This is a genomic window from Bacillus benzoevorans, from assembly GCF_014207535.1.
In the GTDB taxonomy this organism is placed as follows: domain Bacteria; phylum Bacillota; class Bacilli; order Bacillales; family Cytobacillaceae; genus Bacillus_BD; species Bacillus_BD benzoevorans.
The window spans coordinates 185680-209881 of the sequence record NZ_JACHGK010000001.1; the positions used below are offsets into that span (position 1 = coordinate 185680).

Below are 24202 nucleotides of genomic sequence, written 5' to 3' on the forward strand. Positions count from 1 at the left end.
AAGAAAGTTTCACATATAGGAACCTTTTATTTGACATGCATAGTTATTTCAATTAGGATAGTAAAAAACAGATATAAACAAAGTGTAAACGCTTTCTTTTGCGTGTTGCATTTGTTAGGAATATCTCAGACTGTGTTGAGCATACGCTTAGTTTGGATGATTTTTATCCCAATCTATCCGCTCCAGAAGAAGAGTTCTTTTCATCATCAAAAGATCTCTTCTTACTACAGTAACTTTAGTAAATGAAAGGGGATTCTTTTTGATGATTATGAATGAGACCTTCTTGGAAGTAAATGACTATTTAGATTTATATCTGCTTGCAGGATCTTTACAAGATAAGGCATGGCAGCAGCAAATCATTGGAAAAATGCAAGATTTGCCAAAGGAAAAAGTTCAGAGAGAAAAATCATTAAATATCGATGAGTTGGCGAAAGAATTCCGCATGATTAATACGGATATTCTTGATTTATATCATCAGTTACACCGAGATCCGGAAAATGCTGGTTTGCGAGATATGGTTTCAAGATTAGAACAAAGACGTAAGTATTTAATGAAAAAAATCCATGCGGTAGAAACTAAATTACAGCATCACTCTTCAAAATAAATGGCAAGCAAATCTGGCTTAAAGGTAAAGGAGCTGTGCTTCCTTACGGACAGTCAGATTCTTTTTCGGAAGGATTGCTCAAAATTGAGCAAATAAATAAGTTGCAGCGAACTATTACACTATTAACCCCTTTCAAATAGTTGTGGTTCTTTCTTAACAAGACTTTAGGAATCCTTTTTAGAACTTAATAGCAAGAAAATGTAAGCGCTTATCAAAATGATAGGTGTTTTTTAATATTTTTATTATTTCCCGTATAAAGACTCTTTAAAATTTTTGTAAAATAATGTAGAATTGTAATTGAAAGTTTTTCTGCACAAATGCTTTAAAGCGGTGAAGTAATAACTGAATAAGAGTATAGAGATACAGCATTTGAAAAAGATGCTATGACTCTTTTTATATAATCATGTCGGTCAACAAGTGATTTATTGAATAGGAGTGGAGATTAATGTCAAAAGTGAAATTTTATTATGGTAATGATGTACCACTGGAAATGCACAAGGTGCGAATTGTGCAAAAACTTAATCTGCTGCCAGTGGAAGAGCGTTTAAAGGCAATGGAAGAAGCCGGGTATAATACCTTTTTATTGCAAAACTGTGATGTTTTTATGGACATGCTGACTGACAGCGGTGTCAATGCCATGAGTGACAGACAGCAGGCGGCAATGTTAGAAGCTGATGACAGCTATGCAGGTTCAGCTACTTTTACCAAGCTTAAAAATAAAATTGAAGAAATTTTCGGGAAAAAGTATTTTCTTCCTGCTCACCAAGGAAGAGCATGTGAAAATATTATTTCACAAGTGTTTGTAAAGCCTGGTTCAATTACTCCAATGAACTATCATTTTACTACTACGAAATCCCATATTGTCTTAAATGGCGGAACCGTAGAGGAAATATTTTATGATGAAGCGCTAAAGATTAATAGTGATCATCCATTTAAAGGAAATGTAAACATAGAAAAATTAAGAGATCTAATTGAAACAAATGGTGTAGACAAAATCCCTTTTGTCCGTATGGAGGCAGGAACAAACCTTATTGGCGGTCAGCCATTTTCATTGCAAAATATGCGGGATGTGCGAAAAGTATGTGATGAATATGGAATTATGCTTCTTTTAGATGCCAGTCTTCTATCTGATAACCTTTATTTTATTAAAGAAAGAGAAGAAAGCTGCAAGGATATGAGCATTAGAGAAATTACACGAGAGATAGCCGATTTGTCCGAGGTGATTTATTTTTCGGCACGGAAATTAGGCAGTGCCCGTGGTGGGGCGATTTGTACCAGCAATAAAGATGTCTATATGAAAATGCGGGAATATGTAACACTTTATGAAGGGTTCCTAACTTACGGAGGAATGTCTGTACGTGAAATGGAAGCTATTGCAGTTGGTCTTGAAGAAACTATGGACGAAAACATGATCAATCAAGGACCGCAATTTATTGCTTATATGGTCGAAGAATTACAGAAAAGAGGAGTTCCTGTTGTCACACCTCCAGGTGGATTAGGCTGTCATGTTAATGCAATGGAATTTGTTGATCATATTCCGCAAAATGAATATCCGGCAGGTGCTCTTGCTGCAGCAATCTATATTATCAGCGGCGTTCGCGGCATGGAAAGAGGAACGATGTCGGAGCAAAGAGATGAAGATGGAACGGAAATTTTATCAAATATGGAGCTTGTTCGTCTGGCGATGCCGCGTCGTGTCTTTACACTGTCACAAGTGAAATATGCGGTCGATCGTGTTGCTTGGCTGTATGAAAACCGCAATTTAATCGGCGGCCTGAAATTTGTAGAAGAACCAAGTGTTTTACGTTTCTTCTTTGGAAAATTAACGACAACATCGGATTGGGCGAATGAATTAGCGGCCAAGTTTAGGGCAGATTTCGGCGATAGTTTATAATAGGACCATTGCATTCTGCAGACGATGGAGTCAGAAGAGTTATCCGAACCCTCTTAGCGCTTAGGCGTTAAGAGGGTTTTTCTTATAGTTATGCTTCATCGTTATCAGAAGCTGGCTCTATTTCCAGCCTTTCCTTAATCCTTCTTTTTCGATAAAGCATCTTTCCGGCCTCAGCAATATCGTTCACAGCTGAGCGGTTAATGAAGGCACCAAAAATAAGCCCGGCAATCGGAATCATTTGAAACAGCTTTTTCCAGCCCATTTGGTCACGATAGGTAAAAACAACTTCACGCCAGCCTTGTAATTCAGACAATCCCTCCCTTTTGACTGTTTCATTTTGCTTATCGAAAAGTGATAATTGCGAAAGGAGTGCTTGTTTTCCTACTATATCAGAGGAAACAAATTGCAGGCATTTTACAATAAACAGCCGTTCTTTTTTATCATTTGGATCATAGCCATAGCAAATGGCAATATCCTGCAGCGTTTTTAATTGCAAGCCCAGCAGAAGGGGAATATCAAGCGTGATGGTGAAAATTCCCCCAATTCCTGTACTGGCTCCTTGAAGAGCTGCTATTTTCTTGCGGCTTCCAGATAGTTTTTCAACGGTCTGGTCCATCCTAGAGATTGGAAGCTTTGCTGCACGTTCGAGTGAATGAATTTCGGGATCTGAATAATAGGAAGAAAGAGATGATACGGAACTTAAGTAACTGCCGCCGGTCTGAACATACTGACCGAGTTCATCCAAAATCGCACCAATCTTTTTTTGTATGAACGCCGGCGTCCATTTATCAATGATTTTAAAGGGCATTCGCCCTAATTTTTCCCAAAACCATAAATCACTTTGCTCTTTCTCCCAGGCGTCTATTTTGCTTAATTCTTCACATAACCATTCTTTTGAATCATTCAACGTGATACTCTCCTCTAAATTAGTTTAGGTAATAGTACGAATTAGAACCGAAAAAAGTTTCGTCATGAATATTTTCCTCCTGCTTAAAAAGTGCCTGCTTTTTGTTGGGGTTTCCTAGCCGCAACAAATAAGGCGCTGATCGCAGCACCTTATTTGAATTGAATATTTTGTTATATACCCCGGGTCAGTGACTGTTAATGCTTTTCAGGTGCACTGATACCGAAGCCAGTGTTTGTTTTGAATAATACCTCTGCGTAACGGCCTGTTTCTTTTTTAGCTGAGAGAACAGTACCGAGAAAAGCTCCAATAAATCCTAATGGAACGGTAAAGATAGTCGGATTTGCCAGCGGGAATAATGGGTTTCCTGTCAGAATGGCAACACCCGGTTCAGGATTCCATACATTCGGGCTTAAAAGTACAAGTATCACAGAACTAATTAATCCGACAAGCATTCCGCTAATCGCACCGGTCGTATTAAACTTTTTCCAATAAATTGTTAATAGCATAACCGGCAGATTAGCACTGGCACCAATTCCCAATGCCAATACGGATAAAAATGCCACGTTTATATTTTGCGCAACTAAAGCTAAAAGAATGGATGCAATCGCTACTACAATTGACGAAATACGTGCCACCTTCATTTGCTGTTTTTCTGTAATCTGTCCCTTTTTAATAATTTGACCGTAAATATCATGGGCAAATGCAGAAGCTGATGTTAAAACAAGCGCCGAAACAACGGCAAGGATCGTGGCAAAGGCAACCGCTGAAATAAAGGCGAATAAAAAGTCGCCGCCGACTGACAACGCTAACATTGGAGCCGCCATATTACCAGAGGGATTTGCCGCTACGATTTTGTCCCAGCCAACATATGTAGTTGCACCAAAGCCCAGGAATACAACCATTAAAAAGAATGCTCCGATAAACCATGTTGAGTAAACGACAGACTTTCTTGCTGTCACCGCGTCTTTAACAGTGAAAAAGCGGATGAGTAAATGCGGCAGACCTGCTACTCCAAAGACCAATGCCATATTTAAGGAAATCATATCCAATCCATTGCTGTATTTGTTTCCTGGATTGGCTAATTGGTCGCCAAACGGGCTTGCTGTTTTGATTTGTTCAAACATCTGAATGATGCTGAAGTCAAATTTGGCGAACACGAGGAAGGTTAAGACAAACGACCCGCCTAGTAAAAGAACAGCTTTGATAATCTGTACCCAGCTTGTTGCGGTCATCCCTCCGAAAATAACATAAATGGTCATTAATATTCCGACAATGATAACGGCGAGCCAGTAATCAATTCCCAGCATTAAGCTAATCAATCCGCCGCCCCCGACTAATTGGGCAATCATATAAAATAGTGAGATAACGAGTGTACTTGCGGCTGCTGTACCGCGCACTTGATTGGATTTGAAACGGGAAGTGATCATATCTGCTAATGTGTATTTTCCTAGATTGCGCATCGGTTCAGCAATTAAATAAAGCAGGAAAAGGAAGCCTAATAGATTTCCAACACTCATATAAAAGCCGTCGAAACCAATTAGAGCGATCGCGCCGGTAATTCCAAGGAAAGAAGCCGCTGACATAAAATCCCCAGCAACAGCCAGTCCATTTTGTGTTGCCGTTAAACCGCCGCCGGCAGTATAAAAATCACTAGTGCTTTTCGTCTTTTTAGAAGACAAGTAGGTAATAAACAAGGTTAAGGCAATGATGCTTACGAATAAAATGATGGAGAGAGTGCTCATTAACGCAGCTCCTTTCTAAATTTGTTTAGGATTTCTTTTGATAAATTATCTAATTTTTCTGACTTCTTAACATAAATAAAACCGCATATCCAGACAAGAAGAAACTGCAAACCAGCATAAACCCAGGCGCCTGAAATCGGTCCGATTACTTCAGAATGAAGAACGTTGGTGTAGGCAGCGAGCAGCGGCATTGTAAAGTAAAAGACGAGAAAAAAGATAGTAGTCGGAATAATGAATGTCTTTTTTCGCTTTAACAGCCCCTTAAATTCCTCGGTTTGAACCAGTTCTTCAAAAGGAATGTCCGCCTCATTGTTTTTTCTTTGAGCCGAACCTTCAAGCAGTTGATTTTGTTGTGCCATAAACAATACCTCACTTTATTATGGTTATTTGTATTTCAATATTTATTGCTATGTCTATTTCCTGAAATATCACCCCTGTTTTTAGTGATGAATAAAGAGAAAGTTAAATTTTATCCTCGTAATATTCATCGATCGTTTTTACTACGATTGTGTTAAAATTGTTATGTCCTAATGAATAATAGCATAACTGGTTTTCAAAGTAAACAATATTTTTAATTTTCAGAATAATGGAAACAAATGTGACTTGAGGAATAGGTTTCTTTGGAAGATGACATGACAGTGCCGGCTTCCTGTCGGGAGCCGGCTGGCTGCGTATTGCGGGCATTCTCGAGCGGTAATGGTTCAAAGTTTTATCAGGCGTATTTCTTATTTTTATTAATGATGGCAGCGTATTGCAGAATGAGATGCTCAAATATGTTGTCCCATCTTTGTGATAGCGCATATTTTCTTCCTTCCATTGCCATTTGCCATCTTTCACGATCATGTGACAACAGATGAACGATCGCATGAATAAATTGCTCTACAGATCCAGGCTGACAAAGAATCCCATTGACACCTTCGACAATGATATTTTTAACTCCTCCTGAATTCGATCCGATAACAGGAGTGCCGCTGGCGAGTGCTTCTAAGACAACATTGCCAAAGGTTTCAGTAGGGGAGGGGAAGACAAATATATCTGATACACTGTATATTTCTGCTAATTGCACTCCGCTTAAATAACCTGTAAAAATCACATTTTCGGGTGCTTCGCTTTCAAGTTCCTTCCGTAAAGGACCATCGCCGGCTACAATCCATTGAATATGCTGATGGAGATCCTCAGGAATGCCTTTTGCAATAGACATCAATGTCATTAAGTCTTTCTCAGGAGCCAGCCTGCCTACATAGGTAAGAATATATCTTTTGCTTATTTGATATTTTTCGCGCACGGTTCTTTGTGAATAATTAGGATGAAAATGCTGGCAGTCAACTCCCCGCGGCCAAATTTCCAAATTTCTAAACTGCTGTCTGCTAAGTTTTTCATAAGTATCTTGTGAAGGGACAAAGAGTTTTTCAAACGGCTGATGAAACCAGTTCATATATTTCCAGATGAACTTAGATAAAAAAGGAAGTTCATAATAGGATAAATATTGCTCGAAATCTGTGTGGAAGGAACCGACAAGAGGAATATTTAATTTTTTGGCGTAATAGACACCGCAAAGACCCATATTAAACGGCGTGGCAACATGGATTAAATCAGGAGAGAAAGCCTGTAGTTCGTTTTTGATCTGCTTTGGTTTTGGAAGAGCCAGGCGGCATTCAGGATATAAGAAAAAAGACAGTCCCTCAAATCGATGAATATTTTCCGAAACATATTCATTTCCTGTTGACCTCGGTGCAAAGACTTTAAAAGAAATATTTTGTTTATGCAAATAATCAGTTAACCGTTTTAATGTACGTGCTACGCCATTGATATCGGGGTAAAAGGTATCGGTGAAAATGGCCATTTTCATGTTTATCAACTACCTCTCCTGAAGTTTTGCCTTTATTTCTATTTTATCGGAGGAAGGTCATTAGTTTCTTGATGCAGTGTTAAAAGGATGTAAATAATTTGTGTACTGCTTTGGCATTTGCTCTAATGTTAGGAGTTCAACGTGGAATGTGAATATTGTTACTATTATTGTGACAAATATTGCAGGTGAATCGGCGCAAATCCATTTATACTAGTAGGTGAGAGTCTTAATCTATAAGATTTAAAAATAATTAAAAGACTGGTGATAAAGTATGCAGCATGCGGGTCATCCACATAGAAAGATGATCGATTATAACAAAAATCCATTTATTGTCATATGGGAAGTGACGAGGGCATGCCAATTAAAGTGTGTGCACTGCCGTGCCGATGCCCAGCTCAATCCGGATCCGAATGAATTAACGCATGAAGAAGGCTTAAAGTTGATTGATGAAATCTATGAAATGGATAATCCAATGCTTGTTTTTACAGGCGGCGACTGTATGATGCGGGAAGACCTTTTTGAATTAGCAGAGTATGCGGTGAAAAAAGGAATGCGTGTTTCCATGACACCAAGTGCGACACCAAATGTAACGAAGGAAAGAATGCAGCGGGCAAAAGAAGTAGGACTTTCACGCTGGGGCTTCAGTTTAGATGCGCCACGTGCCGAAATTCATGATAAATTCCGCGGAACACCAGGCTCGTTTGATTTAACCCTTGAAAAAATAAAATATTTAAATGAATTAGATATGCCGCTGCAAATCAACACAGTGATCTCGCGTTATAATTATGACTATTTAGAGGAAATGGCTGAATTAGTTGCGAAGATGAAGGTTGTTATGTGGTATATCTTCCTTCTTGTGCCAACCGGAAGAGGACAGCTTGATGCTTGTATAACTCCTGCTGAGCATGAAAAGGTATTTCGCTGGTTATATCAGCTAAGTAAAACAGCGCCATATGATATTAAAACGACAGCAGCGCAGCATTACAGACGGGTTGTTTTACAGGAAAAAATGCGGGAGCATTTAATCGAAAAAGGCGAAATCCAGTATGAGGATACAATTACAACGGATATGGCTTCAATGAAAGATGGATTAAAGCGGGCACCTAAAGGAGTCAATGACGGCAATGGCTTTGCCTTCATATCACATGTCGGTGATGTGATGCCAAGCGGTTTGCTGCCAATTAAGGCAGGAAATATAAGGGAAACGCCGCTTGCGGAAATTTACCGCGAAGCAAAAGTATTTAAAGACCTCCGCCAGCCAGATAAATATAAAGGAAAATGCGGTGTCTGTGAATATAATAAAATCTGCGGCGGTTCCCGCTCAAGAACCTTTGCCGTAACCGGCGATTATATGGAAAGTGAACCGTTTTGTGTTTATATTCCAGAGGCACTGCGGAAGAAATAAAATGAAACTTTGCTGTTTTTTTTGAAAGCTCACTTAAAAGAATAGAAGGAAGGCTGTTTTATAAAGTTGGTGTGATAAACTTATAAAGCGGCCTTTTTACATATAACGGCAATAAATAAGTTGTCTTTGGAATGAAAGATAAGTCATGAATAGATAGTATCTAAAGTAAAAATATTTTTTTATATTTTAAAGTTGAAAATACTGAAAATTAAAAATATACTATATTATAATGAAGTTAATTATAATTAAAACATTGATATATTTGGTTTTTCTACAAAAAAAATCTATATAAAAAAAGTAGTATGTGTAATCCTTATCATTATCTGAAAATTCCTAATATATTTACAATTATTTATGGATGTGATAGTTTATAAATATCAACAATATAACAAGATTTTTTAAATTCGTTATATTCTTGTTATACAAAGGTTGAATAAATAGAAGCCACTAGAAAAGTAGATAAAGGAGAGGGAAATATGATTATTCATAATGAGGAAACGTATTCGCGTAAGGAGATGGAAACGCTTCAATTAAGTCGCTTACAAAAGACGGTTGAAAGGGTCTATCATCATGTACCGTTTTATCAAAACAAATTTAAAGAAAACAATATCATACCTGAAAGCATTCAATCGATCGAGGACGTAAGAAAACTTCCATTTACAAAGAAAAAGGATTTACGCGATCACTACCCATATGGCTTGTTTGCCGTTGACATGAAGGATATCAATCGTATTCATGCTTCATCTGGAACAAGCGGCAAACCTACAGTTGTTGCTTATACAAAAAATGATATTAAAAATTGGTCTGAAATTGTCGCACGCGCTATTTCAATTGCCGGAGGAGAACCGGATGGGATTTTTCATAATGCATACGGATACGGACTGTTTACAGGGGGTCTAGGTCTTCATTATGGTGCGGAGGAGCTTGGTATGGCAACTGTTCCAATTTCCGGGGGAAATACAGACAGACAAATTACAGTGATTGAGGATTTTCAGCCAACGGTCATTGCCGGTACACCATCCTATGTGTTAAAAATCGCTGAGGAAATGAGCAGTCAGGGAATTGACCCGCGTAATAATTCACTTAAATATGGTATTTTTGGCGCTGAACCATGGTCAGAGGAGATGAGGAAGGTTCTAGAAGAATCCTTTGATATTAAAGCATGTGACATCTACGGCTTAAGTGAAGTTATGGGACCCGGTGTAGGGATGGAATGTCATGAGGCGCAGGATGGATTACATATTGCAGAAGATCATTTCATCATTGAAGTGATTAATCCTGATACGTTAGAACCAGTTGCCGATGGAGAAGAAGGAGAATTAGTCTTTACAAGCTTAACGAAGGAAGCTTTTCCTGTTATTCGTTACCGGACAGGAGACATTGCTTCTATAACAAGGGAAAAATGCAAATGCGGCAGAACGACTGCAAGAATGTCACGTGTAAAGGGCCGTATTGATGATATGCTGATTGTCCGCGGTGTCAATGTGTTTCCTTCAGAAATCGAGCATTACTTAATTCAAATGGATGAACTGGCGCCACATTATCAAGTTCATTTAAAACGGAAAGATAATCTGGATATTGTAGAACTTCAGGTTGAATTAAATGAAAAGATTTATCAGAAATTAAATGGAAATATGGATCATGAATCGATTAAAGGAATTAAAAAGCTGGTTCAGCATTCCATGAAAAATCATTGTTTAATCAGTATGAATGTAAATGTAATGCCGCCAAGAAGTATACCGAGGTCTGAAGGGAAAGCAATCCGGGTAGTAGATCGCAGACAAGAAACAGAGCTATTACAGAAGATTTAACGCGTATAAATTTCCGAATATTCAAAATACGGGGTATGTACAATTTTATTTGACATACATTTCAGGGCTGGTACTTTATTAGGATGCTTGTAAAAAGCGTATCTCCTAAAGTGCCATCCCTTTTTTACAGAGTATTAAATTTAAAAAAATACAATGGGGACCAATAAGTTTTCGATAAGAGGAGTGGTTCGATTGGATAAAGGAGGATAAATGAATATTTCTAACATTCATAGAGGATGGATCGTTTTAGCGGTAACATTATTGAACGTTTTTGCCAGCCTGGGTTTAGCCCGCTTTTCCTTTGCGGTCATTCTCCCGTTTATGAGGGACGGTTTAAATATTTCCTTTACACAGGCAGGTTTAGTAGCATCGGCTATGTTTTTTGGTTATTTGGCCAGCGCGTTCTTTACAGGCAAGTTCATTCATCGATATAAAGAAAAGAAGGTTATCATTGCTTCTATGATTATGATAATGGCGGGAATGCTCCTGAGTGCCAGAGCTGAGCAGTTTTGGCTGGCATATCTCTCCTGTTTGATTATGGGGGCAGGGTCTGGCGCCGGCAATATTACATCATTGGGTCTGGCGGGAAAATGGTTTTCTCCTTCACATAGGGGAAAGGCGTTAGGGATTACAAACTCTGGATCGGGATTGGGGATGGTCTTCAGTGGTTTGGTGATTCCACTAGCAATGATGCTCCATACAGAAGGGTGGAGAATCGGCTGGGGAATATTGGCCTTTTGTGTTGTCATGATCCTGCTATTAAACATTCTATTTCTTGAGGAGGATCCAAAGAAACTAAATTTAAAGCCGATCGGGATCGGAACGGAACAGAAAAGCAAGCAGCTACATAGAAATACGAGACTAATGATTGAGGATGTCTATCGAAATAAATATATTCTTTTAATCGGAATGGTTTATTTGACCTGGGGCTTCTCCTATTTAATCTTTTCAACGTTTTTTGTGGATTTTTTAATGATAGAAGCAAATATTGAGATGCACTTGGCTGGGAGATTGTTTGCCATAGCTGGAATCAGCAGTATTGTAAGCGGCTTTATTTGGGGGAGTATTTCCGATAGAATTGGCCGCATGTTCACATTATTTCTTATTTACATCATTCAAACGATCCTATTATTAGCATTCGCCCTTACATCAAGCTACTATCTCCTGTTAATAGAAACGATTATTTATGCGATGACGTTGTGGGCTGTTCCTACCGTCATTGTTGCAGCAATAAGTGATATTACCGTACCTGTAAAAACCCCCTTGGCGATAGGTTATATCACGCTTTTTTTTGGGATTGGCCAGTGGGTTTCACCCGTTATCACGGGCTCCATTGTAGAAAGCAGCGGTTATACAATGGCTTTCTATCTATCATCTGCTGTTTGCTTTATTGGAGGTATAGGTTGTTTCTTTTTACATCTTGCCCTTAACAGGCAAAGGAGATCACACTTGACAGGAGTCCTTCGTGAGGCGAGCAATAACGAAGGTTAAGTATAACACAAAAACGATGATTCACTTAATTACTGTTATATTTAGAATTTTACCTGTCATTCTATCAGCCCTAATATACGGAAAGGCAGGTAGAATAATAGCCTTTCTATCATATGAAAAATAAAAATATAAAATATTCAGAAAATAGTTGCAATAGATATAACAGTAAACTATAATAACGTTATAGAAACGTTATATAACATATTTAAATTAATTAAGGAGGCAGCATAAATGGTAAATATCGCGCCAAAGGTAGAAGAGACTGAAAAATTAGAGGCTTTCATGAAGCGAATTGAAGCTGGGGATAAAATTGAAGCAGATGACTGGATGCCGGAGGAATATCGGAACGCTTTAATTAAATTAATTTCCATGCATGGAATAAGCGAAATCATGGGGGCTTTTCCGGAAAAGGAATGGGTTCCGAAAGCGCCTTCGCTATACCGAAAGCTTGGGATTATGGCAAAGGTTCAGGATGAAATGGGTCATGGTCAATTATTATTACGTGTTGCAGAGGACTTATTAAAGCCATACGGAAAAAATCGCGGAGATTTGATGGAAGATTTGTTTAACGGCGATTTAAAATTCCACAACGTTTTCCATATGGCAACGAAATCCTGGGGGGATGCAGGGTTAATTGGCTGGCTCGTCGATGGAGCTGCCATAATTACACAATCTAATATGCTGGGAACTTCTTATGGACCTTATGGAAGGGCCCTGCAGCGTATATGTGCAGAAGAAGTTTTTCATGCGCAGCACGGTGAAGCGATTATTTTAGCACTTGCTGAGGGAACAGAAGAACAAAAGGCAATGATTCAAGATGCGCTGAACCGCTGGTGGCCTGCACTCTTAATGTTCTTTGGACCGGCAAGCAGCGAAACGACAGGTTCCTCCAAACAGGATGTAACGATTAAGTACAAGATTCGCCCAAGAACAAATGAAGAGCTGAGACAACTATATTTTACAAAATATATTCCTCGGATTAAATCACTGGGAATAACCATTCCGGATCCAACTCTTCATTACGATGAAGAAAAGCAAGTCTGGGTCTACCAGCAGCCGGATTGGAATGAGTTTAAGCAAATTGTTTCAAATAAGGGACCTCGCTCACAGGCAAGATTAAAGCTGCGTCGTACATCTTATCTGAAAAATGCATGGGTTCGTGAAGCGTTAGCCGCTGGCAATGAAGCGTAAAGAAAGGGGAATAAATACTAATGGAAAATAAAAAAGAATTTTATCAAGAATTTGAGGTATTCAGCAGAAGAACAGCAACAGCTGCTCTGCAGCATCAATTCAGCCTGCTTGCACCAAATGAAGAGATCGCCCTTGTGATGGCACAAGAAAATTTCATGAGAAGAGAGCCGGTAGCAGATATTTGGGTGGTAAATAGAGAGAATATTCGTAAAACCGGGGCGGAAGAAAGAAACGTTTTAAAACGCCTGGATAATAAAGATTACCGGACAACAAAAGGGTATGGTTATTTAAAGAAAATCTGGCGTGAGCACGAGCAAAAAATGTTTGATGAAAAAGAAATTATCTCATGGGGGGAGACAAGCAAATGAGCGAGGCGGCAGTAAAAGTGGTAAATAGTGATGTTATTGAGAATCCAGCAAACAAAGAAGCACTGATTCAATTATTATTTCAGCTTGCAGATGATGAATTTCTTTATTCCTACCGCGGTTCAGAGTGGCTTGGTCTTGCACCGCATATCGAAGAAGATGTAGCGTTTTCCTCCATCAGCCAGGACAGTATGGGACATGCTGCTTTGTATTATCAGCTCCTTGAAAACCTTAGTGCCGGCAAGGCGGATGATTTAGCTCACGGGCGTCCGGCACAAGAAAGAAAGAATTGTATTTTAGTAGAAAGAGTAAACGGACCTGGATACTATATGGAAGATCCCGATTATGATTGGGCATATGCCGTCGTACGCAATTACTTATATTCTCTAGCAAAAAAAGTGAAAATTCAATCTTTAAAACAAAGCTCCTATCAGCCGCTTGCAGATGCAGCAGTTAAAGTTGATACAGAACTATTCTATCATTTAATGCATTGGAAAACTTGGTTTGTACAGCTATTTAGTTCTACTGAAAAAGCAAAGGAACATATGAATGCCGCATTTATCAAAGTGATGAATGATTTTCATGATGTATTTTCGTTTGGAGAGTACAACGAAAAAATTCAGGAGTGCGGATTTATAGATGCAGAAAGCGTCTTGAAAGCTAAATGGGAAGAGTTGTTAGTTCCTGTATTAGAGAGTCTTGGCTTAATCCTCCCGCAGGCAGCCAGCGGCGTAGTCATGAACGGCAGAAATGGTGAGCACACAAAAGAGCTTGAAGAGGCGCTTTCAGTACTAAGCGAAGTGTATAACACCGATCCAAATGTTCCTTGGTAATAAGATAAGAAGAAAAGAGGTGTCAAACGATGCATGCACCGACTCAAATCACAGAAAAAGATATTCTAATTGTTTTAGAAAAAGTAAAAGATCCGGAAATCGATACAGTCAGCATTCTTGACCTTGGAATGGTTGAAAACATTATGATTCAAGATAACAAGGTGAAGATTGAAGTATTGCCGACTTTTATCGGCTGTCCAGCTCTGGAGATTATCCGCGGCAACATTATGAAAGCCGTGAATGAATTGGAGGAGGTAGAGGAAACGGTGGTGGAATTTATCCACACGCCTCCCTATACCTCCGATCGGATTACGGAAAAGGGCTTGCAGGGGCTGAAGGCATTTGGCATTGCCCCGCCGCCTGAGTTTGTAAGCGACGATGGTTCCTGGCATGTTGACTGCCCGTATTGCGGCTCAACCTATGTCACATTAGATAATATTTTTGGACCCACAGCCTGCAGAAGCATCCTCTACTGCAAAAGCTGCAAAAATCCATTTGAAGCAATGAAGCTTATTTCAACTACGATATGAAAAGAGGTTACTACATTGGTTAAATTAATGGCATTTTATAAACAGCCGGAAAATAAAGAAGCATTTGATGAGCACTATTTTAATGTCCATGTTCCCATTACAGAGAAAATTCCAGGTCTGCGAAAAATGAAAGTAACAAAGGGTACGGGTTCTCCAATGGGCGGCGAGGCAAAGTATTATTTAGTCTGTGAAATGTATTATGACAACATGGAGGCATTACAAGCAGGTATGAAATCCCCGGAAGGAAAAGCTTCTGGCAAGGATGTTATGAGCTTTGCCGGCAATATTGTGTCCTTTATGATTGGCGAGGACCACGAATGAGTTCCTTTGAGTTTATCGAAGTGTCCATTGATGAGGGTGTAGGAATTATTGAATTAAACCGCCCGAAGCAATTAAATGCGTTAAATCGAAGCATGGTTAGAGAAATTGTGACGGCATTGGAACAATTGGATGGGAATGAAGCGGCAGCCGCTATTCTGATAACTGGGAAGGGACACTCCTTTTCAGCCGGAGCAGATATTGATGAAATGGCAAATAACAGCCCGATTCAATTGGAATTAATCAATCAATTTGCGGATTGGGATCGTATTTCCCTCATAAAAAAACCAATTATTGGCGCCGTTAAAGGTTTTGTGTTTGGCGGAGGATTTGAGTTGGCATTGAGTTGTGATGTATTGATTGCAGCAAGCGGGACACAATTCTCCTTTCCAGAAGTCAATCTCGGTGTCATGCCGGGTGCAGGTGGAACGCAGCGCCTGACTAAGATCGTCGGAAGGGTCAAAGCACTTGAATGGGTTTGGACCGGAGAGCGCATCTCTGCTGAAACAGCACTTGCACATGGCATGATCAATCGAATTGTATCAGAAGAGTTATTAATGGAAGAAACGAAAAAGTTTGCGAAAAAGCTGGCTAAGAAGCCGCCATTAGCATTAAGGCTGATTAAAGACTCGATCAATAAAGCCGTTGATTATTCCCTATATGAAGGAATGCAGTATGAACGGAAAAACTTCTATTTATTATTTGCTTCCCAGGATCAAAAAGAGGGGATGCAGGCCTTTATCGAAAAAAGAAAAGCACAATTCAAAGGAATATAAGGCGGTGCAGCAATATGTATGAAACAATACAATACAACATTGAAAATGGAGTAGCAACGATCGAATTAAATCGTCCTGATAAATTAAACGCCTTTAACTCCATCATGATTCGTGAAATGACAGTGGCATTAAAGGAGGCAAATAAAGATCCAGAGGTACGATGCCTGATGATCACCGGTGCTGGACGCGGATTTTGCTCCGGGCAGGATTTAGCGGATGTGAATGAAGAAATGGATCTTGGAGAAGTACTTCGCACACAGTATACTCCAATGGTGAAACAGCTTCGGGCAATCGAAAAGCCAATTGTTGCTGCTGTGAACGGAGTGGCCGCAGGTGCTGGATTCAGTCTTGCTCTTGCTTGTGACTTTCGTATTGCAACAGAAAATGCCAGCTTTGTCAATGCATTTATCCATGTCGGCTTAATTCCGGATGCAGGGAATCTCTATTATTTGCAAAATCTTATTGGTTATGCAAAAACGGCTGAACTTTCGATTCTGGGTGAGAAGATTTCATCAGAGAAAGCGCTGGAATTGGGAGTAGTAACAAAGGTTTTTCCGGCAGAAACCTGGAGAGAAGAAGTGGTTAAGTTTTCGGAATATTTGGCGAATATGCCTACAAAAGCCATTGGTCTAATTAAAAGAAATCTAAAACTAGCAAATGACCTATCATTTGATGATTATTTAGAAAAAGAAGCAGAAGGCCAGCAAATTGCCGGCTCCACAAGAGATCATCATGAAGGTGTCCAAGCCTTTATTGAAAAAAGAAAACCTGTTTTCAGCGGGAAATAAACCGAACATCAAAGGAGAGAAAGTAATATGTCAACCATACAACAATCTGCAGCAGAAAAGCCATCCGTAAAACGTGATTTCTATCATTTGATCATAAATGGTGAAAAAGTAGAAAGCAGCAATGGCGGAACGATTAAAACTTATAATCCGGCAACAGGAGAATTAGTTGCGAATGTTGCTAAAGCGACAAAAGAAGATGCGGAAAATGCCGTACAGGCTGCACGCCAGGCTTTTGATCACGGTAAATGGAGGAAATATCCGGTTAACAAGCGCTCCCGTGTCTTAAATAAAATTGCTTCTATTATGCGGTCCCGCTTCAATGAATTGGTAGAATTAGAGATTTTAGATACAGGTAAATCGCTGTCAACGGCACAGGGGCAGGTAAATCAGGCGATTGAAGATTTCGAATTTTATGCAGGTGCCATCGTATCACATGGCGGTCGGGTCAATGCTCTGCCGGGTCAATTCCATAACTATACAGAGAAAGAACCGGTTGGTGTTTGTGCACAGATTATTCCTTGGAACTATCCATTAATGATGGCTGCTTGGAAAATTGCCCCAGCTATTGCTGTAGGCTGCTCAATTATTGTAAAACCAGCGTCCTTAACACCGCTTACAGCGATAGTGTTAGGTGAAATTTGCCTTGAGGCAGGGGTCCCAGCGGGTGTGGTCAATATTGTTCCTGGTTCTGGCTCTGAAGTTGGAAATTATTTAGTAGAACATGAATTAGTAGATAAAGTAGCTTTTACAGGTTCTACGCCAATTGGAAAAAATATTATGGCAAGAGCTTCACAAACATTAAAACGTGTGACATTAGAGCTTGGCGGCAAATCTCCTAATATCGTTTTTGCAGATTGTGATATGGAAGCAGCGGTAGCCGGTTCATTATACGGCATTTTCTATAACACAGGGCAATCTTGTGAGGCCCGTTCCCGTTTATATGTTCATGAAGATATTTATGATGAGTTCGTCAACAAATTTGTCGAGAAAACAAAGCAATTAAGATTAGGAAATCCTTTTGATGAGGGAACACAAGTTGGATCGATTATTGACCAAAATCAATTGGATGTCATTGATGGATTCGTTCAGTCTGCAATTACAGATGGCGCGGATATTTTAGCAGGTGGAAAAGCAGCGGTAGTTGCAGGGTTTGAAAACGGCTATTGGTACGAGCCAACAGTTATTGCGAATGTAAATCATGACATGAAAGTCGTTAAAGAAGAAATCTTTGGTCCGGTTGTTGTCATCATGAAGTTTAAGGATGAGAAGGAAGCAGTCAAACTGGCAAATGATACTGAATTTGGTTTAGGATCGGCCATTTGGACAAAAGACGGAGCACGTGCAACTCGCGTAGCGAATCAAATTCAAGCAGGTATTGTGATGGTGAACTGCCCATTCTCAGCAATGCCGGGAACACCGTTTGGCGGATACAAGCAATCAGGCTTTGGACGCGAGCTTTGTATTGAAACACTTGATTTGTACACAGAGACAAAAAGTATTGTTTCCTACTATGGCAGCCATCCGCTAAATCCATTAGGTGTTTAATTCAAAACCAATCATTTCTGAGTACGAATTGTCTGATACTACGGGCAGATTCGTACTCTATATACATACATGATAAAAGGAGAGTTGAGAAATGATTAATCAAATTGTCGTTGTTGGTTCGGGTGTTATGGGAAGAGGGATCGCTTACGTCGCAGCGGTAGGCGGATTTTCTACAACTGTTTATGATACGAACGAAGCTGCATTAGATAATGCCAAAAATGAATTAAATAAAATTCTCGAAAAGTCTTTAAACAGAGGCAAACTAACGGCAATGCAAATGGAAGAAGCGAAAAATCGTCTAACTTTTTCTACTGCATTGGAGAAAGCTGTTAAATCGGCTGATCTTGTGATTGAAGCAGTACCGGAAGTTGCCGAGATTAAAAGACAGGTATTTGAATCTCTTGAAGCATATGCTCCGGAACATTGCTTTTTTGCTACCAATACATCCACGATGAGTCCTACTGAGATTGGTTCTTATGGAAAACGTCCGGAAAAAACAATTGCGATGCATTTCTTTAATCCGGTTCATAGAATGCCGCTTGTTGAAATTGTCAGGGGTCTTGAAACAAGTGACGAAACAGCTAACACAATTAGAGCAGTTGCGGAACAGATGGGCAAAGAAACCGTGGTGATCAATGAATTCCCTGGTTTTGTGACAAGCCGAATCAGCTGCCTTGTCGGCAATGAAGCCTTTTACATGCTTCAGGAGGGGCTGGGAACACCGGAAGAAATTGATAAAGCGATTAAATTAGGTCTGAATTATCCAATGGGACCATTCGAATTAGTAGATTTAGTTGGTTTGGACGCACGTTTAAACAACTTAAGACAGCTTCATGAAAAGTTAGGCGAGAAATACCGTCCGGCCCCATTATTAGAACAGTATGTAAAAGCGGGAAGACTAGGACGCAAATCAGGTAAAGGGGTCTATGATTATACAGCTGGGAAAAAAGAGGTGCTGACAAAATGAGAGAAGTAGTAATTGTCGATGCAGTACGTACACCAATAGGGAGATATAAGGGAGCTTTAAAAAGTGTCCGCCCGGATGATTTAGGGGCGATTGTGATTAAAGCGATTTTGGAGAGAAACCCGAATCTTCCTGCTGAGGAAATTGAAGAAGTCATATTGGGAAATGCCAATCAGGCTGGCGAGGATAACCGGAATGTGGCCAGAATGTCCTCTCTTTTAGCGGGTCTGCCAATATCAGTGGGAGGTACGACACTTAATCGATTATGCGGTTCGGGTCTTGATGCGGTGATGTATGCAGCGAGAGCGATCGCTGCTAACGAAGGCGATATCTATATTGCCGGCGGAACAGAAAGCATGACACGTGCCCCTTTTGTTATGGGAAAACCTGAAGTAGACTATCCGCGGGGGTCGATGGAATTACAGGATACAACGATCGGCTGGAGATTTACAAATCCAGTTCTTGAGGAAATGTATGGCGCCGATTCCATGCCGCAAACAGCCGAAAACGTAGCACAGCAATTTCAAATTTCCCGTGAGGACCAAGATCGGTTCGCTTACGAAAGCCAGCAAAGGGCGAAAAAGGCGATGGAAGAAAATCGCTTTGCCGATGAAATCGTTCCTGTTACGATAAAAGATCGCAAGGGAAATGTAACGGTTGTTGCACAGGATGAACATCCTCGTCCTGATACGACAGTGGAGAAATTAGGTAAGTTAAAATCGATATTTGCAGGCGGTACCGTAACAGCCGGTAATGCATCCGGGGTGAACGACGGGGCATCTGTACTGCTATTAATGAGTGCAGAGAAAGCGAAAGAGTTGAACTTAAAACCATTAGTAAAATATGTTGTTGGGGCTACTGCCGGTTTAGAACCGAGAATCATGGGGCTTGGACCGATTTATGCAAGCAGAAAAGCACTGCAGAGAGCCGGATTATCGACTGAAGATCTCGGATTAATCGAATTAAATGAAGCATTTGCCTCACAGTCTTTGGAGTGTATGCGTCAATTAGAGCTTGACCCAGCAAAGGTCAATGTGAATGGAGGGGCAATTGCGTTCGGTCATCCTCTAGGTGCGAGCGGGGCGCGTATTTTAACTACTTTAATTTACGAAATGAAAAAACAGAATGTACAATATGGTTTAGCCACCATGTGTATTGGGGTCGGACAAGGCATTGCCGCCATTGTTGAAAATATACAAGATTAGCCTTCGAGAAATGTGGAATTTGTGAAAAAAGAGTCATAACTAAAGGGGAAATAGAGAATGTCAAAAGTGTTGTACAGTGTCGAAGATCATATTGCTACGGTAACGATTAACCGTCCGGATGTGTTGAACTGCACGGATTATGAAACACTGCAGCAGCTCATGAGTATTACAGCTGAAATAGAACTGAATCCGGATGTCCGTGTTGTCATTTTTACAGGAGCAGGAGATAAGGCGTTCAGTGCGGGAGCGGATTTGAAGGAGCGGAAAAGCTTAACTGAGCAGGAAGTACGCCGGAATGTTAAAGCAATCAGGGAAGTCTTTAATCGTATTGCGGAGCTTCCGCAGCCGACGATTGCAGCCGTAAATGGCTATGCGTTTGGTGGAGGCTTTGAATTGATTTTAGCATGTGATTTTGCCATTAGTGTCGAGGAAGCGAAATTAGGTTTGACTGAGACAAGCTGGGCAATTATTCCAGGTGCAGGCGGCACCCAGCGCTTGCCGCGTTTAATTGGAGAGTCAAAAGCAAAGGAACTTATTTTTACCGCTAGAAAACTTTCAGCCCAGGAAGCTTATGATTGGGGAATTTTATCGAGAGTAGTAAGCAAAGATGAGCTCATGCAGTCCTGCAAAGAATTTGCCGGAGAAATGTTGAAAAATGGACCGATTGCTTTGCGCCAGGCAAAGTATGCGATTACCTATGGTATGAATGCGGATCTGCAAACGGGATTAGCCATTGAAGCAAAGGCATATGAATTAACGATTCCGACAGAAGACCGTCTGGAAGCATTGCAGGCCTTCAGTGAAAAAAGAAACCCTATTTTTAAAGGAAAATAGTTGTTGATACTGGATTAAGAAATCAGATATGATAATAGTAATTCCCGTAGTGTATCCATGATGTAGCGTTCGACGGGATGAAAATAACTTCTTGTGTTTGACAAGTGGAGCGGTTAGGAAGTGTGACAGTATGAGCAGAACACAATCATTAATACTAACCATCTATGGCGATTACATCCGGCATTACGGTAATCAGATTTGGATTGGCAGTTTAATTCGTTTATTAAAGGTGTTTGGACACAACGAACAGGCAGTTCGTGTTTCGGTCTCAAGAATGTCGAAACAAGGTCTCCTGCAATCGGAAAAAGTAGGAAATAAAAGTTTTTACAAATTAACAGAACGCGGGATCAACCGTGTAGATGAAGCGGCAAGAAGAATCTATAAACTAAACCCATATGAATGGGACGGAAAATGGCGCGTTGTCATGTATAACATCCCGGAAGAGAAAAGACAAATTCGTGATGAGTTAAGAAAAGAACTTCAGTGGAGCGGCTTTGGTAATTTGTCAAACGGCTGCTGGGTTTCCCCTAATAATCATGAAAAGGGAATTCACTTATTAGTTAGTAAATATAATGTTGAAGACTATGTACATCTTTTTCTATCCGAATATAAAGGACCAAGGTCTGATTTTGTATTAGTAGAGAATTGCTGGCCTTTAGCAGAAATTGAAGAAAAGTATGAGCAGTTTATTGAAGAATACAGTAAGAAATTCATTATTCATCAAAGCATTATTCAAAGCGGTGAAATGACAGATGAAGAATGCTTTATTGAAAGAGCTTTTTTGGTTCATCAATATCGAAAATTTTTATTTATTGACCCAGGGCTTCCAAAAGAATTACTGCCAGAACGCTGGAATGGAAACCATGCCGCACTTTTATTTAATCAGTATTATCAAATGCTGGCAGAACCATCCAATCGTTTTTTTGAGGAAATTTTTCAGGAAGATAATGACCTGGGGAAAAAAAATAAATTATATAATGCGAAGGAATATCCTTTAATTGGGCAATCAAGTAAAAAGTGAGTCAGCTGGCAAATAAGGGTTGTCCAAAATAAAGGTGTCAAACATTTGCATGTCAGACACCTTTATTATTCAACCCTGCTTTAATATTTGATTATACATATAGCTTTTTTCTACGTATGCATCAATGGAAAGCTGAATCATTTCCAGGTCCTTTTCATTGAGCTCACGAACAACCTTTCCCGGTGAACCGACTACGAGAGAACGGGGCGGGATGATTTTTCCGGATGGAATTAATGAATTAGCAGCAATAATACATTCTTCTCCAATGACCGCTCCATCCAAAATAGTCGAACCCATGCCAATAATGGAACGTTTTTTGATTGTACAGCCGTGCAGCACAACATTATGTCCGACTGTTACTTCGTCTTCTATTATGACGGGAGAGCCTTGATACAAGTGGATTGTGGTATTATCTTGGATACTGCATCTATCTCCAATTGTGATTGAATCCTCATCACCGCGTAATACAGCATTAAACCAAATGGATGATTCTTTGCCAACCTGGACATCGCCAATTAAATATGCCCCAGGTGCTATAAATACAGTGTCGTGTACTATTGGTGTTTTATCCTGAAAGGGAATGAACAAGGAAAAATCCTCCTTCTATATTTTTAATTTTCAATAAATTATAACATATTTTAATATTCTTGATAAGGTGGGAAGGGATAATGAAATCTATTTGTGAACTGTTGTCGATTCGGTATCCGATCATTCAAGGAGGAATGGGAAATATTAGTCATGCGGCTCTGACGGCTGCTGTTTCAGAAGCGGGAGGTCTCGGTACAATTGGAGCTGGAACCATGACTCCCCGTGAAGTAGAAGCGATTATTTTAGAAACAAAGAGAAAAACGAAAGCCCCGTTTGCCGTTAATATTGCCCTTACAGTCAGCCCATACGTGTCAGATTTAGTAGATTTAGTCATTAAGCATCATATTCCTGTTGTATCATTATCTGCCGGAAATCCTGGACCGTTTATCCCTGTTTTTCATGAGCATGGCATCAAGGTAATCGTGGTTGCAGCTTCTGTAAAGCATGCCCAAAAGGCAGAAGCAGCAGGTGCCGACTTGCTTGTAGCGGAAGGATTTGAAGCGGCAGGAATTAATTCCAATCTTGAATTGACGACATTTACCTTAATTCCGCAAATAGCAAAGGCAGTATCCATTCCCGTCATTGCGGCCGGGGGAATTGGAGACGGGAAAGGGCTGGCAGCTGCTTTCATGCTTGGGGCAGCAGGAGTGCAAATGGGAACCCGTCTTATTGCTACACAGGATGGACGTTTTTCTGCAGAATATAAAGAAAAGCTGGTACAAGCAAGCGGCGTTGATACTAGGATTGTCGGACGTTCTGTTGGCCGTGTAAGAAGAGTGTTACATACAGGCTATACTAAAAGATTGCTGCTGGCAGAAGAAAATGGAATCAGTTTAGAGGAATTTAATGAGTTAACATCAGAGGACAAGCATATTAAAGGAGCTCTGATGGGAGATACTGATAACGGTTTTATAAACAGCGGACAGGTGGCCGGTCTTATTACGGATATTCCAACGGTTAAGGAACTGTTTTCAAGCATGATCGAGGATGCAGCTTTACAAATGGAGGCAGTGAGAAATAGTTTAGCCTTGGTAAGCAGCAAATAATATCAATATCCGCACTATTGCGAATTTAGGAGGCAAGAAAAACATGAGTACAGCGCTAAGTGAACAGGAATTGCATGAGAAATATTATAAAGATATTTTTAATCATTTGGAACAAGAACCCTATGCCCAATATCTCGGCATGAAATTAATTGAACTTGGTGCTGGAACGGCAACAGCTGAATTAGAGGTAAAGGACCATATGCTGAACTCACACGGTACGGTTCATGGAGCCATTATATTCTCGTTGGCAGATTATGTATTTGCTGCAGCCTGTAACTCCTATGGAAAAACTTCCGTTGGTTTATCCACAACGGTGAATTTTATGGCACCCGGTTTGAACGGCTCGATCATCAAAGCCATTGCTACGGAAGAAAAGCGAAATAATCGAACTTCCTGGTACAATATCCGAGTGGAAAGCGATGGGGAACTGCTGGCTTCGATGGAGGCATTAGCCTATCGGAAACACAGCTATTTTATCCCAGTTAAAGAATAAGC

24 protein-coding genes are annotated in these 24202 nt (G+C 40.1%); 19 read left to right on the top strand and 5 right to left on the bottom strand.

The window, feature by feature from the left end; genetic code table 11:
• Nucleotides 1–262: 262 nt before the first annotated feature.
• On the top strand, nt 263–604 hold the full coding sequence (locus HNR53_RS01005; protein WP_184521617.1) for a hypothetical protein: 342 nt from the start codon (nt 263–265) through the stop codon (nt 602–604).
• 445 nt (nt 605–1049) lie between these two features.
• On the top strand, nt 1050–2498 hold the full coding sequence (locus tag HNR53_RS01010; RefSeq protein WP_184521619.1) for a tryptophanase: 1449 nt from the start codon (nt 1050–1052) through the stop codon (nt 2496–2498).
• Between the two features lie 88 nt (nt 2499–2586).
• Here the strand turns inward: HNR53_RS01010 and HNR53_RS01015 are convergent, their stop codons facing one another.
• The 4 genes from HNR53_RS01015 to HNR53_RS01030 form a co-directional block, all read right to left on the bottom strand.
• Nucleotides 2587–3405: an EcsC family protein gene (locus HNR53_RS01015; RefSeq protein WP_184521621.1), complete on the bottom strand. Its 819-nt coding sequence runs from the start codon at nt 3403–3405 to the stop codon at nt 2587–2589.
• Nucleotides 3406–3599: 194 nt separating this feature from the next.
• A complete protein-coding gene (locus HNR53_RS01020; RefSeq protein ID WP_184521623.1) occupies nt 3600–5147 on the bottom strand; it encodes a solute symporter family protein in 1548 nt (515 codons plus the stop codon).
• The gene (locus tag HNR53_RS01025) at nt 5147–5506 is read right to left on the bottom strand and encodes a DUF485 domain-containing protein (protein ID WP_184521625.1); all 360 of its coding nucleotides are present in this window, start codon (nt 5504–5506) and stop codon (nt 5147–5149) included. Before HNR53_RS01025 ends, HNR53_RS01020 begins: the two co-directional genes overlap by 1 nt.
• 353 nt (nt 5507–5859) lie before the next feature.
• Nucleotides 5860–6996 carry a glycosyltransferase family 4 protein gene (locus HNR53_RS01030; RefSeq protein ID WP_184522725.1) on the bottom strand — a complete coding sequence of 379 codons (1137 nt, stop codon included), beginning with the start codon at nt 6994–6996 and terminating at the stop codon, nt 5860–5862.
• A 271-nt stretch (nt 6997–7267) separates the two neighbouring features.
• Here HNR53_RS01030 and HNR53_RS01035 point away from each other — a divergent pair, with 271 nt between their 5' ends.
• The 15 genes from HNR53_RS01035 (at nt 7268) to paaX (ending at nt 22073) form a co-directional block, all read left to right on the top strand.
• Nucleotides 7268–8401 (top strand): TIGR04053 family radical SAM/SPASM domain-containing protein, encoded by a 1134-nt coding sequence (locus HNR53_RS01035; RefSeq protein WP_246439172.1) that lies wholly within the window; start codon nt 7268–7270, stop codon nt 8399–8401.
• Nucleotides 8402–8877: 476 nt separating this feature from the next.
• Nucleotides 8878–10212: a phenylacetate--CoA ligase family protein gene (locus HNR53_RS01040; RefSeq protein ID WP_184521627.1), complete on the top strand. Its 1335-nt coding sequence runs from the start codon at nt 8878–8880 to the stop codon at nt 10210–10212.
• A gap of 210 nt (nt 10213–10422) precedes the next feature.
• Entirely contained in the window at nt 10423–11703 is a 1281-nt protein-coding gene (locus HNR53_RS01045) for an MFS transporter (RefSeq protein WP_184521629.1), read from the top strand.
• Between the two features lie 231 nt (nt 11704–11934).
• Nucleotides 11935–12894 (top strand): 1,2-phenylacetyl-CoA epoxidase subunit PaaA, encoded by a 960-nt coding sequence (gene paaA, locus HNR53_RS01050; RefSeq protein ID WP_184521631.1) that lies wholly within the window; start codon nt 11935–11937, stop codon nt 12892–12894.
• 20 nt (nt 12895–12914) lie between these two features.
• A complete protein-coding gene (paaB, locus tag HNR53_RS01055) occupies nt 12915–13262 on the top strand; it encodes a 1,2-phenylacetyl-CoA epoxidase subunit PaaB (protein ID WP_184521633.1) in 348 nt (115 codons plus the stop codon).
• A complete protein-coding gene (paaC, locus tag HNR53_RS01060) occupies nt 13259–14092 on the top strand; it encodes a 1,2-phenylacetyl-CoA epoxidase subunit PaaC (protein ID WP_184521635.1) in 834 nt (277 codons plus the stop codon). Before paaB ends, paaC begins: the two co-directional genes overlap by 4 nt.
• Before the next feature lie 29 nt (nt 14093–14121).
• Nucleotides 14122–14622 carry a 1,2-phenylacetyl-CoA epoxidase subunit PaaD gene (gene paaD, locus HNR53_RS01065; RefSeq protein ID WP_184521637.1) on the top strand — a complete coding sequence of 167 codons (501 nt, stop codon included), beginning with the start codon at nt 14122–14124 and terminating at the stop codon, nt 14620–14622.
• 15 nt (nt 14623–14637) lie between these two features.
• Entirely contained in the window at nt 14638–14943 is a 306-nt protein-coding gene (locus HNR53_RS01070; protein ID WP_184521640.1) for an EthD family reductase, read from the top strand.
• Nucleotides 14940–15716, top strand: a complete 777-nt coding sequence (locus HNR53_RS01075; protein ID WP_184521642.1) for an enoyl-CoA hydratase/isomerase family protein — start codon at nt 14940–14942, stop codon at nt 15714–15716. Before HNR53_RS01070 ends, HNR53_RS01075 begins: the two co-directional genes overlap by 4 nt.
• Nucleotides 15717–15730: 14 nt before the next feature.
• Nucleotides 15731–16504: an enoyl-CoA hydratase-related protein gene (locus HNR53_RS01080; RefSeq protein ID WP_184521644.1), complete on the top strand. Its 774-nt coding sequence runs from the start codon at nt 15731–15733 to the stop codon at nt 16502–16504.
• A gap of 27 nt (nt 16505–16531) precedes the next feature.
• Nucleotides 16532–18049, top strand: coding sequence for an aldehyde dehydrogenase family protein (locus HNR53_RS01085; RefSeq protein ID WP_184521646.1), 1518 nt, complete (start codon nt 16532–16534; stop codon nt 18047–18049).
• A 91-nt stretch (nt 18050–18140) separates the two neighbouring features.
• Nucleotides 18141–19016, top strand: coding sequence for a 3-hydroxyacyl-CoA dehydrogenase (locus HNR53_RS01090; protein ID WP_184521648.1), 876 nt, complete (start codon nt 18141–18143; stop codon nt 19014–19016).
• A complete protein-coding gene (locus HNR53_RS01095) occupies nt 19013–20218 on the top strand; it encodes an acetyl-CoA C-acyltransferase (RefSeq protein ID WP_184521650.1) in 1206 nt (401 codons plus the stop codon). Before HNR53_RS01090 ends, HNR53_RS01095 begins: the two co-directional genes overlap by 4 nt.
• A gap of 57 nt (nt 20219–20275) precedes the next feature.
• On the top strand, nt 20276–21052 hold the full coding sequence (locus HNR53_RS01100) for an enoyl-CoA hydratase-related protein (protein WP_184521651.1): 777 nt from the start codon (nt 20276–20278) through the stop codon (nt 21050–21052).
• Between the two features lie 130 nt (nt 21053–21182).
• Nucleotides 21183–22073, top strand: coding sequence for a phenylacetic acid degradation operon negative regulatory protein PaaX (gene paaX / locus HNR53_RS01105; protein WP_184521653.1), 891 nt, complete (start codon nt 21183–21185; stop codon nt 22071–22073).
• Nucleotides 22074–22142: 69 nt separating this feature from the next.
• On the opposite strand, the gene HNR53_RS01110 is transcribed toward paaX, so the two are convergent.
• Nucleotides 22143–22661 (bottom strand): gamma carbonic anhydrase family protein, encoded by a 519-nt coding sequence (locus HNR53_RS01110; RefSeq protein ID WP_184521655.1) that lies wholly within the window; start codon nt 22659–22661, stop codon nt 22143–22145.
• Nucleotides 22662–22741: 80 nt separating this feature from the next.
• Between HNR53_RS01110 and HNR53_RS01115 the strand changes: the two genes are divergently transcribed.
• Entirely contained in the window at nt 22742–23707 is a 966-nt protein-coding gene (locus tag HNR53_RS01115) for an NAD(P)H-dependent flavin oxidoreductase (protein ID WP_184521657.1), read from the top strand.
• 43 nt (nt 23708–23750) lie between these two features.
• Nucleotides 23751–24200: a hotdog fold thioesterase gene (locus HNR53_RS01120; protein WP_184521661.1), complete on the top strand. Its 450-nt coding sequence runs from the start codon at nt 23751–23753 to the stop codon at nt 24198–24200.
• The last annotated feature ends 2 nt before the right edge of the window (nt 24201–24202 follow it).